The 17,152-nt window shown below is 55.8% G+C and carries 17 protein-coding genes; 6 read left to right on the top strand and 11 right to left on the bottom strand.

What is annotated here, in order from left to right; all coding sequences use genetic code 11:
• Positions 1-21 precede the first annotated feature (21 nt).
• Positions 22-558 carry a YniB family protein gene (locus ACR6JA_RS01930; protein ID WP_494493433.1) on the bottom strand — a complete coding sequence of 179 codons (537 nt, stop codon included), beginning with the start codon at positions 556-558 and terminating at the stop codon, positions 22-24.
• 168 nt (positions 559-726) lie between these two features.
• Between ACR6JA_RS01930 and hxpB the strand changes: the two genes are divergently transcribed.
• From hxpB to ACR6JA_RS01915, 3 genes are all read left to right on the top strand, one after another.
• A complete protein-coding gene (gene hxpB / locus ACR6JA_RS01925; RefSeq protein WP_494493432.1) occupies positions 727-1,395 on the top strand; it encodes a hexitol phosphatase HxpB in 669 nt (222 codons plus the stop codon).
• A 121-nt stretch (positions 1,396-1,516) separates the two neighbouring features.
• Positions 1,517-2,107: a metal-dependent hydrolase gene (locus ACR6JA_RS01920; RefSeq protein WP_494493431.1), complete on the top strand. Its 591-nt coding sequence runs from the start codon at positions 1,517-1,519 to the stop codon at positions 2,105-2,107.
• A gap of 132 nt (positions 2,108-2,239) precedes the next feature.
• A complete protein-coding gene (locus ACR6JA_RS01915; protein WP_008456603.1) occupies positions 2,240-3,631 on the top strand; it encodes an L-cystine transporter in 1,392 nt (463 codons plus the stop codon).
• Positions 3,632-3,676: 45 nt separating this feature from the next.
• Here the strand turns inward: ACR6JA_RS01915 and cedA are convergent, their stop codons facing one another.
• On the bottom strand, positions 3,677-3,913 hold the full coding sequence (gene cedA / locus ACR6JA_RS01910) for a cell division activator CedA (RefSeq protein WP_008456606.1): 237 nt from the start codon (positions 3,911-3,913) through the stop codon (positions 3,677-3,679).
• 153 nt (positions 3,914-4,066) lie between these two features.
• The gene (osmE, locus tag ACR6JA_RS01905) at positions 4,067-4,408 is read right to left on the bottom strand and encodes an osmotically-inducible lipoprotein OsmE (RefSeq protein ID WP_166874884.1); all 342 of its coding nucleotides are present in this window, start codon (positions 4,406-4,408) and stop codon (positions 4,067-4,069) included.
• A gap of 267 nt (positions 4,409-4,675) precedes the next feature.
• Between osmE and nadE the strand changes: the two genes are divergently transcribed.
• From nadE to cho, 3 genes are all read left to right on the top strand, one after another.
• Positions 4,676-5,503: an NAD(+) synthase gene (nadE, locus tag ACR6JA_RS01900; protein ID WP_213715650.1), complete on the top strand. Its 828-nt coding sequence runs from the start codon at positions 4,676-4,678 to the stop codon at positions 5,501-5,503.
• A gap of 66 nt (positions 5,504-5,569) precedes the next feature.
• Positions 5,570-6,460 carry an aromatic amino acid DMT transporter YddG gene (yddG, locus tag ACR6JA_RS01895; protein ID WP_494493430.1) on the top strand — a complete coding sequence of 297 codons (891 nt, stop codon included), beginning with the start codon at positions 5,570-5,572 and terminating at the stop codon, positions 6,458-6,460.
• A gap of 66 nt (positions 6,461-6,526) precedes the next feature.
• On the top strand, positions 6,527-7,390 hold the full coding sequence (cho, locus tag ACR6JA_RS01890; RefSeq protein WP_494493429.1) for an excinuclease Cho: 864 nt from the start codon (positions 6,527-6,529) through the stop codon (positions 7,388-7,390).
• 29 nt (positions 7,391-7,419) lie between these two features.
• On the opposite strand, the gene hutH is transcribed toward cho, so the two are convergent.
• The 8 genes from hutH to ACR6JA_RS01850 all read right to left on the bottom strand — a co-directional run bounded on the left by hutH (position 7,420) and on the right by ACR6JA_RS01850 (position 17,099).
• The gene (gene hutH / locus ACR6JA_RS01885; protein ID WP_213715653.1) at positions 7,420-8,964 is read right to left on the bottom strand and encodes a histidine ammonia-lyase; all 1,545 of its coding nucleotides are present in this window, start codon (positions 8,962-8,964) and stop codon (positions 7,420-7,422) included.
• 262 nt (positions 8,965-9,226) lie between these two features.
• Positions 9,227-9,772, bottom strand: coding sequence for an environmental stress-induced protein Ves (gene ves, locus ACR6JA_RS01880; protein WP_008456615.1), 546 nt, complete (start codon positions 9,770-9,772; stop codon positions 9,227-9,229).
• Positions 9,773-10,248: 476 nt separating this feature from the next.
• On the bottom strand, positions 10,249-10,734 hold the full coding sequence (spy, locus tag ACR6JA_RS01875; RefSeq protein WP_494493428.1) for an ATP-independent periplasmic protein-refolding chaperone Spy: 486 nt from the start codon (positions 10,732-10,734) through the stop codon (positions 10,249-10,251).
• Between the two features lie 334 nt (positions 10,735-11,068).
• Entirely contained in the window at positions 11,069-12,034 is a 966-nt protein-coding gene (gene astE, locus ACR6JA_RS01870) for a succinylglutamate desuccinylase (protein WP_213715655.1), read from the bottom strand.
• A 10-nt stretch (positions 12,035-12,044) separates the two neighbouring features.
• Positions 12,045-13,376: an N-succinylarginine dihydrolase gene (astB, locus tag ACR6JA_RS01865; RefSeq protein ID WP_494493427.1), complete on the bottom strand. Its 1,332-nt coding sequence runs from the start codon at positions 13,374-13,376 to the stop codon at positions 12,045-12,047.
• The gene (gene astD / locus ACR6JA_RS01860) at positions 13,373-14,851 is read right to left on the bottom strand and encodes a succinylglutamate-semialdehyde dehydrogenase (RefSeq protein ID WP_494493426.1); all 1,479 of its coding nucleotides are present in this window, start codon (positions 14,849-14,851) and stop codon (positions 13,373-13,375) included. Before astD ends, astB begins: the two co-directional genes overlap by 4 nt.
• Entirely contained in the window at positions 14,848-15,882 is a 1,035-nt protein-coding gene (gene astA / locus ACR6JA_RS01855) for an arginine N-succinyltransferase (RefSeq protein ID WP_494493425.1), read from the bottom strand. The genes astD and astA overlap by 4 nt, the downstream gene beginning before the upstream one ends.
• Positions 15,879-17,099 carry an aspartate aminotransferase family protein gene (locus ACR6JA_RS01850; protein ID WP_494493424.1) on the bottom strand — a complete coding sequence of 407 codons (1,221 nt, stop codon included), beginning with the start codon at positions 17,097-17,099 and terminating at the stop codon, positions 15,879-15,881. The genes astA and ACR6JA_RS01850 overlap by 4 nt, the downstream gene beginning before the upstream one ends.
• Positions 17,100-17,152 lie beyond the last annotated feature (53 nt).

Here is a 17,152-nt window from a genome sequence, read left to right as displayed (position 1 = left end):
TGAACGGCGTGGCCCGTTATTTTATAAAAAGCCGAGCAGCTTGAAGAAGAAATATCCCACCACGATGACAATCACCGGCAGGACGTAAAGCGGAAAAATCTGCAGTAAGATCGTGTGATGCGGCACAACCACTTTTGCATCGAGCTGCGCTTTGCTGAGTCCCTCCGGCCCTTTCGCCTGTTCAAGAATCAACTGATCCTGCACGCCCTCGCGCAGGAATTTTGCCTGACGGCTCATGCGGGCCCCGGAGTCCTGCAGCGCCAGACCGATAAAAATCAGCGCAAATATCAGCCAGAAGAAGACGTTCACCTGACCGTTAAAATCCGGCAGCGGCGAGTTGTACCAGAAGAGATTCAGGAACGGCGTATTGAACCGCATCATCTCAACCATTACGTGGGCGAAATCCATCATCACGGCGTCAATGCCCGGCTGCTTTTCGCTGTGCTGATACATAAATTTCAGGACGGAAATCACCGTCGACAACAGCGCCGGGATAAAGACAACCCAGCCTGCCACGCGCTTTAAAATCGCAATGCGTCCAGCTTGTTGATACGTCATGTACTCCCCTTTATTAGGACGTAACGTTATACGCTCAAAGTCTACCCTGTGTGGCGCTATTTCGCCTGAGCTTTGCGGGCTAAATTCGCAAAAGCGGTAGCTTCGGGCTTTGTTTCCGGCTAAAGATACACAAACATTTTATTTTGACGAACAGAAAGGAGTCATTTTATGGCCGAAACGCGCCAAATCCTCGCAGCAATTTTTGATATGGATGGGCTGCTGATAGATTCCGAACCGCTTTGGGATCGTGCGGAGCTGGACGTGCTGGAGAGCATCGGCGTCGATATTACGCGTCGTCACGAACTGCCCGACACGCTGGGATTACGCATCGACCTGGTGGTTGAACTTTGGTATTCACGCCAGCCGTGGACCGGACCATCCCGTGAGGAAGTGACCGCGCGCGTTATCGAACGTGCTATTGCGTTGGTTGAGGAACAGCGTCCGCTGCTGCCTGGCGTTATTGAAGCGGTGAAGCTTTGCAAAACGCTGGGCCTGAAGGTTGGCCTGGCCTCTGCGTCTCCGCTGCATATGCTGGAAAAGGTGCTTGAAATGTTCGACCTGCGCCAGGACTTCGACGCTATTGCCTCCGCCGAACATCTGCCCTACAGCAAGCCGCATCCACAAGTGTATCTCGATGCGGCCGCGAAGCTGGGGATCGATCCGCTCTCCTGCGTGACGCTCGAAGACTCCGTCAACGGTATGATCGCCACTAAAGCGGCGAGAATGCGCTCCATTGTGGTGCCTGCCGATGAGAACTTTGCGGACCCACGCTGGTGCCTGGCGGACGTCAAACTTCCTTCTCTGGTTCAGTTAACCGAAACAAGCCTGAAGGGCTAAACCTGTCGGGCGGCTCAGGCCGCCCATCTTCCTGACAAAATGTTACACCGTCACCTCTTCCGAACACTGTACAAAAACCCTATACTGGATGAATCGACAGTTTCTTCATTCAGGTTGTATCATGACGGCGGAAGGCCACCTGCTCTTTTCTATTGCCTGCGCAGTTTTTGCCAAAAACGCCGAACTGACGCCCGTCCTCGCCCAGGGTGACTGGTGGCATATTGTGCCGTCCGCGATTCTGACCTGCCTGTTGCCGGATATTGACCACCCAAAATCCTTTCTGGGCCAGCGGCTAAGCTGGATCTCAAAACCGGTGGCGCGAATGTGCGGCCACCGGGGGTTTACCCATAGCCTGTTTGTGGTGTTCGCCGGGCTGGCGCTGTTTTACCTCAAGGTACCGGAAAGCTGGGTCATTCCGGCCGATGCGCTGCAGGGTATGGTGCTGGGTTACCTCAGCCATATACTTGCCGACATGCTAACGCCTGCCGGGGTGCCGCTATTGTGGCCGTGCCGCTGGCGTTTCCGTTTTCCCATCGTTCGCCCACAAAAAGGCAATCAGCTCGAGCGCGCCCTGTGCATGGCGCTGTTTGGTTTTGCAGTATGGATGCCCCAGAACTTGCCCGAAAACGGTGCAGTACGCTGGTCTTCGCAGATGATAAATTCGCTGCAAACCACCTTTAATAGCTTTATAACTCACCAGTCTGAGCGTTAAACAGCCAATATCATTCATTTGGTAATAATCAATTCCTTTTGAATATAAGCCAACGCCCTGCCATCTGTTACGCTTTGCAACATAACGGTCGCCCATGCGCGGCCGCGTGACAATAAATCAGGAGATACGGGGATGAATTTTCCACTGGTAGCGAACATTGTTGTGTTCGTTGTATTGCTATTGCTGCTGGCGCAAACTCGCCACAAGCAATGGAGCCTTGCCAAAAAAGTGCTGGCAGGTCTGGTACTGGGCGTGATCTTTGGCCTGGCGCTGCACACCATTTATGGTTCCGACAGCGCGGTGCTAAAAGATTCCATTCAGTGGTTTAATGTAGTCGGTAACGGCTATGTGCAGCTGCTGCAGATGATTGTGATGCCGCTGGTCTTCGCCTCAATCCTGAGCGCCGTAGCCAAACTGCATAATGCATCTTCTCTAGGGAAAATCAGCGTTCTGTCTATCGGTACACTGCTTTTTACCACGCTGATTGCCGCGCTGGTCGGGGTGCTGGTCACCAATCTGTTTGGCCTGACCGCTGAAGGCCTGGTGCAGGGCAATGCAGAAAACGCCCGTCTGGCGGCGATTCAATCCAACTACATTGGTAAAGTTGCTGACCTGACCGTCCCGCAGCTGATCCTCTCCTTCGTGCCGAAAAACCCGTTTGCTGACCTGACCGGTGCCAACCCGACGTCTATCATCAGCGTGGTGATTTTTGCCGCCTTCCTGGGCGTCGCGGCGCTGAAGCTGCTGAAAGATGATGCCCCTAAAGGTGAGCGCGTACTGGTGGCTATCGACACCCTGCAAAGCTGGGTCATGAAGCTGGTTCGCCTGGTCATGCAGCTGACGCCATACGGCGTGCTGGCGCTGATGACCAAAGTAGTGGCGGGCTCAAACCTGCAGGACATCATCAAGCTGGGCAGCTTCGTGGTGGCTTCTTACCTTGGCCTGGCAATCATGTTTGGCGTTCACGCCGTACTGCTGGCTTTCAACGGCGTTAGCCCGGTGAAATACTTCCGCAAAGTCTGGCCGGTGCTGACCTTCGCGTTCACCAGCCGCTCCAGCGCGGCGAGTATTCCACTGAACGTGGAAGCGCAAACCCGCCGTCTCGGCGTACCAGAATCTATCGCCAGCTTCTCTGCCTCCTTCGGCGCAACCATCGGCCAGAACGGCTGTGCAGGTCTCTACCCGGCGATGCTTGCCGTGATGGTGGCTCCGACCGTAGGGATTAACCCGCTGGATCCTGTCTGGATTGCGACGCTGGTAGGGATTGTGACCGTTAGCTCCGCAGGCGTAGCCGGCGTGGGCGGTGGTGCAACCTTCGCTGCGCTGATTGTTCTGCCAGCAATGGGGCTGCCGGTCACGCTGGTCGCACTGCTGATTTCCGTTGAGCCGCTGATTGATATGGGCCGTACCGCCCTGAACGTTAGCGGGTCAATGACCGCCGGGACCATTACCAGCCAGTTGATGAAGCAGACCGACAAAGAGATTCTGAACAGTGATGATGAAGTGGAATTAGCTCACCGTTAATCTGAACTGAAAAACAAAAAGGCCGCTAATGATAGCGGCCTTTTTTTATACTTCGTTTTCCTGTCGAACCTGTTTTGCCCAGCGCTGTGCCGACTCGGGCAGAGTAAACGGCGGCGACTGGCGGAAGGCATCACCCAGTAAAACAAACGCTACATACTGCCCGCGCAGCAGATAGACATCTTTAAACCCGTCCACTCGCCACGCATGAGAAGGCGGAGCTGGCTCCACGCGGGGCGTGTAGGTAATGATTGGGCGTGTATTCGGTTGGCGCAGTGGTTTCATAGGCAACAGGATTGGAACTGAATTAGTGAACAACCTCACCATGATAGCGGATCTCACCCTTCCTCGTCGCCCCCCCTCTTCTCTGTCTCCGCCCGTAAGGCAAAAAAAAGCCCGGCGCAGAGACTGCAGCCGGGTCCTTTACGGCGTGCTAGCTTAGGCTTTAGGTGCCTGCGGATCGGTGTCGTATTCAGCGCAGGTCTGGTAGCCTGAATTCATCACGCGACCGGTGTTATCCAGCGCGACAAAATAGGTTTCAGCTTTACCGTTACGCTGGCCCAGAATATAGGTCTGGCAAGTACCTTTGGCGTGGATCATGGTGATTTCGGAAGACGGTTTACCCGCAATCTGCTGTACCTGGGCACGGGTCATGCCTTTTTTCACATCTTTCACCACCGGCTCAGTCACCAGATCTTTGGTGCGATCGTAAGCGGTACACCCTGCCAGCATAGTCATTACCGCTGCCGCGCCTAAAAATCCTGCAAATTTATTATTCATAATTATCCTCATCAATGAATGTATTGATCCTGCGTGTTAGATAAGCCTGGAATATAAAAGAACATTTTTCAACTCGTTACCCTTAATGCGTGAAAATTCGGACAATAAGAGTATTCATAAGGATCCTGTCTGATTTGCAGGAAAACTCGCCGCCTGCGGGCCGGGTAAGTCTTTGAGCCTTGTCGTTTTCAGCGCAACAGGGTAAGTTTTAGGGCAGTTAAATTTTGCGACCTGCGCGTTGCGGGTACAGCTTATTGGAGGGGTTAAATGGCTCTGCAACAAGAAATTATTCAGGCACTGGGCGTCAAGCCACAGATCGACGCCAGCGAAGAGATCCGCGTCAGCGTTGATTTTCTGAAAACGTACCTTAAAACCTACCCGTTTATTAAATCTCTGGTGCTGGGGATAAGCGGCGGCCAGGACTCCACTCTGGCGGGCAAACTCTGCCAGCTAGCCCTCAGCGAACTGCGTGAAGAAAGCGGCGACGACAGCTATCAGTTTATCGCCGTGCGCTTGCCGTTTGGCGTACAGGCCGACGAGCAGGACTGCCAGGATGCCATTGCGTTTATCCAGCCGGATCGCGTGTTAACGGTGAACATCAAGGGCGCCGTACTTGCCAGCGAGCAGGCGCTGCGCGAAGCGGGTATCGAGCTGAGCGATTTTGTTCGCGGCAATGAAAAAGCCCGCGAGCGCATGAAAGCGCAGTACAGCATCGCCGGGATGACCAAAGGCGTCGTCGTGGGGACTGACCATGCCGCGGAAGCCGTAACCGGCTTCTTCACCAAGTATGGCGACGGCGGCACCGACATTAATCCTCTTTTCCGCCTCAACAAACGCCAGGGCAAACTGCTGCTGAAAACGCTCGGCTGCCCGGAACATTTGTACCTGAAGGCCCCGACAGCCGATCTCGAAGACGATCGCCCTTCTCTGCCGGATGAAGCGGCCCTGGGCGTAACCTACGTGCAAATTGACGATTACCTGGAAGGCAAAACCGTTCCGGCTGAAACCGCAAAAATCATCGAAGGCTGGTATCTGAAAACGGAACACAAGCGCCGTCCGCCGATTACCGTGTTTGATGATTTCTGGAAAAAATAGTCAGAAACAGCTTTGCGTAAGCATTTTTTTAGGGCGGCGTAGTGCCGCCTTTTTTACAGGATGGACATGGACACCTCTTCTCAACGCGCCACGCTTATCGGCCTTATCGCAATCCTGCTCTGGAGCACCTCCGTTGGCCTGTTGCGCAGCATCAGCGAGCACTTTGGCGCAGTCGGCGGCGCGGCCCTGCTTTACACCGTCAGCGCGCTGTGTCTTTGCCTCGTCCGAGGTTTGCCCAAAATACGCGAACTCCCACCCCGTTATCTCTGGGTTGGCGGGCTGCTCTTTGTGGGCTATGAAATAAGCCTGGCGCTTTCAATTGGCCTGGCGCACACCCGCGCTCAGTCCCTGGAACTGGGGATGATCAATTATCTCTGGCCCTGCCTGACCGTCTTTTTCGCCCTGTTTATTAACGGCCAGCGCAGCAATTTATGGCTGTGGCCTGGGCTCGCGCTTTCCCTGGCGGGGATTGTGCAGGTAATGAAAGGAGACGGCGACTGGTCGCTTCTCGTGATGTGGCACAACATTGTCGATAACCCACTGGCCTACGGCCTGGCTTTTGCCGCCGCCATCATCTGGGCGCTCTACTGCAACCTGACTCGCCGCTGGAGCGAAGGTAAAAGCGGCGTCAGCCTGTTTTTCTGCGCAACCGCGCTGGTGCTGTGGATTAAGTTCGCCTTTGTGGCACATCCAACAATGTATTTCACGCTATCCGGTACGGCACAGCTGTTATTTATGGGGATTTCTACCGCCGTCGCCTATTCGGCCTGGAATGTTGGTATCCAGCGGGGAAACATGACGCTGCTTGCTACGGCTTCCTACTTCACGCCGGTATTGTCGGCCCTGCTCGCCACGCTGTGGCTGGGTCTGCATCCCGGCTTTGCTTTCTGGCAAGGCGTACTAATGGTTGTCGGCGGTTCTCTGCTTTGCTGGCTTGCCACGCGGCACTATGGTTAAGGGCGATTCCCTCTTCACCTTCACGACTGCTATACTGGTGAAATAAACAGTACCCAGGAGTCCGATGTGGTCAGGCGTGCAAATACGTCGCGGTTAGAGTTTGAAGCCGCGGCGGTCTATGAATATCCGGAGCATCTCAGGCCATGGCTTGATGACCTGCCCAAAAAACCCGGCGTCTATGTTTTTCACGGTGAAAGCGACATTATGCCGTTGTATATCGGCAAAAGTGTCAATATCCGCACGCGCGTGATGTCCCATTTTCGTACGCCTGATGAAGCCGCACTCTTGAGGCAGTCTCGCCGTATTACCTTTATCCGCACTGCCGGCGAACTCGGAGCGCTGCTGCTCGAAGCGCAAATGATCAAAGAGCAACAGCCTTTGTTCAACAAACGTCTGCGTCGTAACCGCCAGCTTTGTTCCCTGTCTCTTCAGGAGGGCACACCGCAGGTTGTATATGCCAAAGATGTCGATTTCTCCCGGCAGCCGGGCCTGTATGGGTTGTACGCTAACCGCCGGGCCGCGCTGCAAACGCTGCAAGGGCTGGCCGATGAGCATCGTCTCTGTTACGGCCTGCTGGGCCTGGAATCACTGAGTAAGGGCCGGGCCTGTTTTCGCTCAGCGCTTAAACGCTGCGCCGGTGCCTGTTGCGGGAAAGAGACTCAGGCCGAGCATCATGCCCGCCTGGTTCAGGCTCTCGAACAGGTTCGCCTGATTTGCTGGCCATGGAAAAACGCCGTCGCCATCGTGGAACGCAGCCCGGAGATGACCGAGTATCACCTGATCGATCACTGGTTTTATCTTGGCTCCGTACAGCAGTTAAATGACGCGACAACCCGCCGTCAGCCGCCGGAGGGCTTTGATAACGACGGCTACAAGATCCTTTGCAAGCTGATGCTGAGCGGGGAATATGAGGTGATAGAACTGGAGTAGACTCCCCCCAAGAGAGGAGCCTAAAAGTGCTATGCCGCCGACGAAGGCAGAAGCTTCGTGATAGCTTCCGGCCAGCCGTCGCTGCAGCCCCAGAGACGCATTTGCTCGATATCCGGTGCCAGCAGGCGGTCCTTTTCCAGAAATGCCACGCGTTCGCGAATATCCCCGAAGACTTTTTCAAGCTGGGGTGAGCTGCGCAACGGCCGGTGAAACTCGATGCCCTGAGCGGCCGCCATAGCCTCAATCCCAACCACTGCCGCAGTGTTAAAGCACATAGATCCCAGACGGCGAGCCGCATAGGTCGCCATCGAAACATGGTCCTCCTGGTTCGCAGACGTTGGCAGACTGTCGACGCTCCCCGGATGAGCGAGCGATTTATTCTCTGAGGCCAGTGCCGCAGCGGTGACCTGCGCAATCATAAAGCCGGAGTTAATCCCGCCCTCTTTCACGAGGAACGGCGGCAGGCCAGACAGCCCGGTATCCAGCAGCAGCGCCAGACGACGTTCCGAAATTGCGCCAATTTCCGCCACCGCTAACGCGATAATATCGGCGGCAAAGGCAACGGGCTCTGCGTGAAAGTTGCCGCCGGAAATCACTTCTCCGGTGTCGCTGAACACCAGCGGGTTGTCCGAGGCGGCATTGGCCTCAATCTGCAGAACACGCGCCGCATGGCGCAGGTTATCCAGACACGCGCCCATAACCTGCGGCACGCAGCGGATGGAATAAGGATCCTGCACGCGGCCACAGTGGGCGTGAGAATCAACGATTTTACTGTCGGCAAGAAGCGCAGTAACCGCCGCAGCCACATCAATTTGTCCCGCCTGGCCGCGAGCCTGGTGGATACGCGCGTCGAATGGTTTCACGGAGCCTTTGATAGCCTCCAGCGACAAGGCCCCCGCCACCAGCCCGGCAGCAAACACCTTCTCGCCCTCAAACAACCCTCGCAGCGCAAGCGCCGTCGAAACCTGAGTCCCGTTCAGCAGCGCCAGTCCCTCTTTTGGCCCCAGAACCAGCGGCTTTACGCCTGCCAGCTTCAAACCTTCACCGGCAGGGATCTGTTCGCCGTTCACCCTGACATTCCCTTCCCCGAGCAACATCAGCGACAGATGCGCCAGCGGGGCTAGGTCACCGGATGCCCCCACCGAGCCTTTCTCCGGGATCACCGGCATTACGCCCGAGTTAAACAGCGCAATCAGACTATCAATCACCAGCAGACGAACGCCGGAGTGCCCGCGTGACAGGCTGATGATTTTGCTGGCCATCACCAGTCGGACAACATCATCCGGCAGCGCTTCGCCAAGCCCCACGCTGTGAGAAAGCACCAGATTACGCTGAAGTTCAGCCAGATGATCGGTAGCGATGGTGGTTTGTGCCAGCTTGCCAAAACCAGTGTTAATACCGTAAACCACGTCGCCGTGGGCAACAATCGCTTCTACCGTGCCGAGCGCACGCTCAACGGCGGCAACCGCCCCGGGGTCAAGCCTGAGCAGCACGTTTCCATGGTAGATCTCGCGCAGAGTGGCCAGTGAAACGGAACCTGGAGTGAGACTGCATAGCTTCTTTTGCGTTGACATGTCAGCATCCTGTTTGCATCGGGTTTTTGTCTATATTTGTATATACAACTTAACTAATAAACCAAATAATCCGCCAGCGGGTCATAGGACTTTTTTATCGATCGGTGAGCCGGATCGCGCTTGTGAAATTTTTCCAGCACGGGATGCTGCCGGGCGTTTACAGGAAGGGGAAATGAAGAGCAAAACCGCAGTTGCACAGCAGTTTCTGAGGATATTCATCAGGAAGAAAGAGCATTGCCCGGCAGTTTTCCGGGCATTCGGTCTACAAATAGGTAATTTCGCTGAACAGCAGTTGCCCTTCGTTTTTTAACAGCCGCAGCGTGTGGCTGCCCTCCTGCCACCATGCGCCCTGGTCCGGTGAAAGCAGCTTATCTTCAAGCTGCCATTCCCCGCTCAGGACATAAACAACGCCGCCTCGGGTACCAAAAGTGGTAAAGGTTCTGTCCGCCACCCGCACCTGGGCCCGGCATCGGTCCCGGCGAGTCATCACGTTAAAGTCCATCGACATGCCGCGAGTCAGCTCGGCTTTTACGGGCTGCTCACCGGCAAAAGTAAAAGGCTGATGGCGCTTGAGCGTATGCCTGAACGCCTTTCCGCCGTCGAGAACGACCTCGCTCCCCTCCAGCAGAGTCATTACCCGGTCAACTTGCGGAAAGACCGGAAACTCGCCGTTGTGGGCCAAAGAGGCGATACTGGCACGCCAGTTGAAATCTCGCGTCGCGGGTGGAAAACAGCATATTTCTCGCGTTTCCCCGGCGCCGTTGCGCCAGAGGTTAACCGGCACCTTTCGTATATCAAAGAATTCCATCACCACTCCTGAGGACGCACGGCATCCGTGCGCCCTGGCATTTGCTCTTTAAATTGAGCGACCCCAAAGGAAGATCTCCCCCTTCAGCGGCCTGCTCATCAGTTCTCTGTTTTGTTCGTCAGATCTGTGCCTGACGCCAGTGTTATCGGCAGCCGTGGCCGGTTGCTGTAGCCCTGGTTCTATTTTTGTGACAATGATTTAGCGGCTTTTTTGTCGGGAAGCAAAGTAAATTTATCGCCCTCAATACCGGTCGGTAAAATCTGCGGAGTGAACTGCAATTTTGTATGTAAGCTGCTGAAATTGAGAGTTTAAAATGGCTTGTCCCGTCGGCGTGATTATTGCCAGGCGGTATTATTTGAGTCGAGCGAAGGGGAAATAGTGGAATGAAATGATTAAACGAGAAAACCGCCGGTCCTGTTCACAGCGTACCTCGCTATTGTGAACAGGACCGGCGGTCTTTATTTAGTCGCTCAGGCTTACTGAGCAGCTGGCATTTTACCTTCATGCGCAGGACGTTCTGTCAGACGCTTCTCAAAATTCGCATTAAACTGTTTTTTCTGATCCGGGGTCAGAATGTTGTAGATTTTGTTCTGGGTTTGGAGATGCGCCAGCATGCGCGCTTTGTTCTGCTCGGCCATTTTATCGATCTGCGCCTGTGCTTTGGCCTGGTCGAAGCTGTCGCTGGCAATCACGTCGTGCATGGCGCGGCGTTCGTCAACGGATGGGCGCTGCATCTTGCCGCGCTGTTCTTTCATAATGTCTTTAATTTGCTGTTTCTGCGCATCGGTCAGGTTCAGGTCTTTAAACATCATGTCATGCATTGGGCCGCGCATCATTTTATGGTGCATCATCGGCGCATCGGTTTGTGGAGCGGCAGTCGGAGTTGCATCGGCAGCATGGGCCAGGTTAGCGGCACCCAGAGCCAGGGTAGAAGCGACGAACAGTGCAGTTAATTTACGCATATTTTTAACCTTCTCTTTTCATTAAATTGACGGCTCGCTTAAAACGACGATGCCGTGTTGACGAGAATGAGTTTACGAGTCTTATCGTCAAGGAGACGGTGGCATCCGTAAATCATTGAAAGGGTATAAAACAAGAATGCATCAATTATGAAGAAAATAAGGATTAAGGCGGGAAATATTGCAACCAAACATAACAACCAACTGATTATAAAGACAATATTAAGAGTGTACAGCAATCAACATAACGAATAAACCCTGTACCCAGGAATTATCCGTAAATAAATTAACAACGCGAAATGATTAAGCAGCTCAATTATTAAGAGCTGCTTAAAGTTTAAATTTCCTCCAGCATCAGGCCCGCTCTCAGCCCGAGCGCCACATCCGGGTTGGGGAATAAAACGTACTCTTTTTCACCGGCAACGACATAACGCTTCTCACCATCTTCAGCCAGCAGGGTGCCCTTCGAAAACGCGGTAAAGTTTTGCGTTTGGCCGGACATGTGCAGCACAAATTTCTCCGACTGTCGGGTGATTTGCTGAGCAACACGGTAACGCTGCGGTTCTACCTCCATGACCGGCGGCTCTGCCCCGCTTAACAACGCTGAGATTGCTTCTTTAGTTATCGCGAACTGACCAAGATCGTTCTGCCCAAACGGCCTGGCTTTTCCCAGCTCCAGCGTGCAGCTCAGCGCCCCAAAATGCTCGCTGCTGAAATGACTAAAGGTACCACCGGGCTTTTGATGAAACACCAGCGCCTGCAGCCCGGCGCAGCCCAGCCAGGTTAAAAAGCTCTCGCTATAAGGCAGCGGCCTCGCAGGAAGCACGCCAAACCGGGGGTGATAAGAGCCACGAATGGCGGTGTGCATATCCAGATGCCAGCGGGTTTGCTCCTCACTTCGCGACCAGAATTGCTCGAGGGCATGTTCAAGCCTGGCCGCACGTTGGGTTTCTACGCTTTCAGGAAACTGCTGCCAGCGCCCGCCAAACATACGGTTCATGTCGCTATGGGTATAACGCTTATCCGCGCGTAGCGCCGCTGGGTTACCCAGAATAATCATCGTGCGCCACTGCAGCGGAAGCTGCCCCGCGATCAGGCCGTTGGTCAACTGGCTAAGGATCTCCACCGGGGCGGTTTCGTTGCCGTGGATCCCGGCCGAGATGACCAGCGCTTTCCCTGCCGCCTCACGTGGCGTCAACGTCAGAATACCTTCATCCCACCAGCGCCAGCTGAGATAAGCATTCTCCCCGGAGGTTTGTTCAGGCGCCTTGCCGACCAGCGTCTGCGCCAGAAAATCAATCATTATTTCTCCCCTATTGCTGGAACGGGTACACGGAACCTAAATCCAGAATGTGCGTCAGTTCATCCAGCGCTTCACGCCCTTCGCGCAACAGCTGCGGATCGGCTAAATCAGCCTGGGTTAAACGGTCGCGATACCAGCGATCAACCCAGCCATTAAGCGTCATAAACAGCGTGTCGTTCATCATCACCGCCGGATTAACAGCTTTAAGCTCTTCGTCCGTCAGTACCACTCTCAGGCGTAAACAGGCCGGGCCACCGCCGTTAGCCATGCTTTCCCGCAGATCAAACACCTGCAGCTCACGGACAGGGTTATCCGCCTCCAGCAGTTGATTAAGGTAGCGCCAGACGCCTGGATGCTGGCGAGACTCTTCCGGCAGCACGAGCGTCATGCCGCCGTCGGCGCGACTCAACAGCTGGCTGTTAAACAGATAGGTCGAAACCGCATCTGCCACCGAAACCAAATCGTCCGGGACTTCCAGGGCCGTAAAGCCCGGGACTTTTTCGCGCAGGCGCTGATAAAGCCCCGGCTGATCCACAAACGCATGCTGGTGGCAAAACAGCACCTCGCGGTTAGAAACTGCAATAACGTCGTTGTGAAAAACGCCCTGGTCGATCACCGCCGGGTTTTGCTGAGCGAAGATAACCTGCTCAGAACGTACCTGATTCAAACGTGCCACGGCCTGGCTGGCTTCCAGCGTCTGACGAGCGGGATACCGGGCCGGCGCCTGCCCGCTTTTCGAGTCTTCGCGACCATAAACAAACAGCTGCACGCCAGGCTCGCCATACTCGCCGCCTAAACGGTTATGGTTGGCGGCACCTTCGTCACCAAACATCGCCACCTGCGGCAGCGCGCCGTGCACGGCAAAACACCCGGTATCCCGGAACATCGCCCGCAGCACGCTTTCCGTCGTCGGTGCTTCGCTGGCGCGGTGGAACTTATTGTTCAGGTTGGCGACGGTGAGATGCACTTTGCCGTCCAGCGTATCGGCTGACGGTGATACCGTCGCCGCATTGGCCACCCACATCGAAGAGGCCGAACTGGCGGCGGACAGTAGCTGCGGAGCTTGCCGAGCTGCACGCTCAACAACCTGCTCGTCGCTGCCGCTAAAGCCTATCTGACGCAGCACGCCGATATTCGGACGCTCCTGCGGGGCAATCACTCCCTGCGGATAACCCGCGTCCGCCAGCGCTTTCATTTTCAGCAACCCCTGCTTCGCCGCCAGCTTCGGGTTAGACACGCGAAACTGGTGCTTCGTCGAGGCTTCATTGCCGAACGACAGCCCGGCGTAATGGTGGGTCAGCCCCACCAGTCCGTCGAAGTTGGCCTCACGTGCTTTCTTCATGGCTGCTCCTCGCGGCTAAAATCGAGCCCTGGACTCAGGGTTGGTGGCAACGCGAAGCTCGTACTTTCCAACGAGGCCATCGGCCAGGCGCAGTAATCCGCCGCATACCAGGCGCTGGCGCGGTGGTTACCTGAAGCGCCCACGCCGCCGAATGGCGCAGTGCTGGCGGCCCCGGTCAGCGGTTTATTCCAGTTCACGATCCCGGCTCTGGCTTCCAGTAAAAGCTGGTCAAACTGTTCGCGGGACGGTGAAATCAGCCCGCTCGCCAGGCCATAGCGTGTGTCGTTCGCCATCCGAATCGCATCGTCAAAGCTGTCATAGCGGTAAATCGCCAGCAGCGGGCCAAACACTTCTTCATCCGGCACGTCGGCCACGCCGCTAAGCTCAACGATGCCCGGCGTCAGTAAAGAGGTGCCTGGACGAATCATTTTTGGTTCAAGCAGCGGTTTACCGCCGCGGGTAACATGAGCCTGAAACGCGGTCAGCACCCTTTCAGCCGCCTGCACCGAAATCAATCCGCCAATAAACGGTTGTGGCATAGCGTCCCATTCCCCCGGCTGCAAACGGGCAGAGACCTCAACCAGACGACGAATAAATGCATCCCCCTGCTCACCCTGCTTAACCAGCAGACGGCGGGCGCAGGTGCAGCGCTGCCCGGCGGTGATAAACGCCGACTGAATAGCCACGTGAACGGCACCGTCGATATCCTGCGGATCTTCGACTATCAGCGGGTTGTTTCCGCCCATTTCCAGAGCAAGGATCTTCTCAGGTTGCCCGGCAAACTGCCGGTGAAGGTGGTAGCCGGTGCCCGCGCTGCCGGTAAACAGGAGCCCATCAAGCTCCGACTGATTAGACAGCGCCTCGCCGGTTTCGCGCCCCCCCTGCACCAGGTTCAGCACGCCAGTTGGGATACCGGCCTCCTCCCACAGCTTCATCACCTGCTCACCGATACGCGGCGTTAGCTCGCTCGGTTTAAACACCAGGGTGTTGCCGGCCAGCAGTCCCGGCACGATATGGCCGTTGGGCAAGTGGCCTGGGAAATTGTAAGGGCCAAAGACTGCAAGCACGCCATGAGGGCGATGGCGTAAAGTCGCCGCCCCGTCAGGCATCGTGGTGTGTGTTTCGCCCGTTCTGGTGTGGTAAGACTTGATGGAAATGGCAATTTTATTAACCATCGCGGTCACTTCGGTGGCCGCTTCCCAGCGAGGTTTGCCGGTTTCTTGCGCAATTGTTTCAGCGAGTGCAGTTTTATTCGTCTCAAGCAGGCCGGCAAAACGCTCCACAATCTCCTGGCGTTCTGCAAACGGGCGTTTCGCCCAGGCGGGAAACGCCGCACGAGCCGCACGGCAGGCTTCTTCTACCTGCGTTTTATCCGCCACCAGCCCTTCCCACAGCAGCGAGCCGCTGACAGGGTTATGTTTTAACAGCGCTTCGCCGCGGCCCGGTACCCATTGTCCGTTAATCCAGTTAGTCATACTTTTTTCTCCTCAGGGCACAGGCGCACCACGCGCACGGTGTCGCCGCTGGCGCACTTCAGCGCATCGGCGGTTGCGGCATCAATAACCAGTTTCTCGCCTTTTGGATCGGCTTTGATCAGCATCACGCGGAACTGGTGGTAATTTTCGTTGGCGACCAGACAAACGGGCAGTTCGTCGGTAGCAGGCTGGCCGACAGCGACGGTTTGCAGACGGCTCTTGCGGATCGCCCGCACGCGGTCGATATCGCACTCCAGCGTAGGACCACCGTCGAAGATGTCGACATAGTTACGATAGCGGAATCCTTCAGCTTCAAGCACCGTGCGCGCTGGCGCCGTTTGCGGATGCACCTGGCCGATAACCGTCTGCGCCTCTTTGGAAAGGAAGTCGGTATAAATCGGGTGTTTTGGCATCAGCTCGGCAATAAAAGCTTTCTGCCCGGTGCCACACAAGTAGTCGGCGCGAGCGAACTCCATAGAGAAGAAGCGATTCCCAAGGCTTTCCCAGAACGGTGAATGCCCGTGTTCATCGATTACTCCGCGCATCTCGGCAACCACTTTGTCGTTGAAGCGCTCGCGGAAGGCGGCCATAAACAGAAAACGGGACTTGGATAACAGATACCCGTTGCCCTCTTTACGCCAGGCCGGGTCGAGGAACAGCGTGCAAAGCTCGCTCGCTCCGGTATGGTCGTGGGTGAGAAAAAGCGTCGGCAGTGCGTTATAGATATTCAACTCTTTGGAGGCATGAACCAGTGTCCCGACCCGGTAGTTGTACCAGGGGTCGTTCAGGCCCACGGCCACCTCAATGGCGCAAATCCCCACCATCTGGCCGCTGCTGGTATCTTCCAGCACAAAAACATAGCCCTGATCGCCCTTCGGCAGCCCGCCCTGCCAGGTCTGCAGCGAGCGTTCGATTCGGTCGGCCAACGTTTTTTCATCGGCGGGGAGCGAGGTCAGCCCGCCGCCGGTTTTCCCGGCAAGCTTAAGCAACCCCGCCAGATCGCCTCGTTCAATCGGGCGGATTACCATCATGATGAAACTCCCGCGAGGAAGCGTTCGCAGGCACGCTCGAAGCGATCCAGGCCCAGCTGAACTTCTGCTTCGCTGACGATGAGCGCAGGTGCAAAACGCAGCACGTTAGCCCCGGCGATCAGCATCATCAGGCCTTCCTGCGCGGCAGCCTGCAGAATAAGTTTCGCTTTACCGGCATGTTCAGGGCGCAGGGCACAGCCGATCAGCAACCCTAAGCCGCGTACTTCGCTGAACAGCTGGTGCTTCTGGTTAATGTGGTTCAGGCGCTCAACAAACCAGTCATGGCGCTGTTTCACGCCATTGAGCACCTCCGGCGTATTAATGATTTCCAGCACGCGTCCGGCCACAGCAGAGGCCAGCGGGTTGCCGCCGTAGGTGGTGCCGTGGGTGCCAACCACCATCACTTTGGCAAAGCGATCGGTGGTCAGCAGCGCGCCAATCGGGAAGCCGCCGCCCAGCGCTTTGGCCGTCGAGAGCACGTCCGGCGTCACGCCATAATGCATATAGGCATACAGCGAGCCGGTGCGGCCCACGCCGGTTTGTACTTCGTCAAAAATAAGTACCGCATTGTGTTTGTCGCAAAGTTCGCGCAGCCCCTGAAGGAACTCTGGCGTCGCGGGAACGACCCCACCTTCACCCTGCATAGGTTCGACGATCACCGCACAGGTTTCATCGTTAATCAGCTCACGGGCAGACTGCAAATCGTTAAATACCGCGTGGTTAATCTGCGGCGGCAGCGGCGCAAAATCCTGAGAATAAGCGGGCTGACCACCGGCCGTGACGGTAAACAGCGTGCGGCCATGGAACGCGTTCTTGAACGCTACGATGCCGCTTTTCTGTGCGCCAAAATTATCATGGGCATACTTACGCGCCAGCTTCAGCGCCGCCTCGTTGGCCTCGGCCCCTGAGTTACAGAAGAACACTTTCTCCGCAAAGGTAGCGTCGATGAGCTGCTTAGCCAGCTTCAATACCGGCTCGTTGGTGTAACCATTGCCGGTGTGCCAGAATTTTGCCGCCTGCTCCTCCAGCGCTTTGCGCATTTCAGGGTGAGCATGTCCCAGGGCGTTAACCGCGATGCCACCAGCAAAGTCGATGTAGTCTTTTCCCTTCTGATCCCACAGGGTGGAACCCTCGCCACGAACCGGAATAAAAGGCGCAGGGGCATAAACCGGCATCATCCATTCGTCGAAATGTTGGCGTGTAATTGACTGCGACATAGTGACCCCTCACGGTAAATAAAAAGTTTATTAAATGTTAAATAATTGAGTGT

The sequence above is a fragment of the Cedecea sp. B1(4) genome, from assembly GCF_059414925.1.
This window is presented reverse-complemented; position numbering and strand designations above follow the sequence as displayed.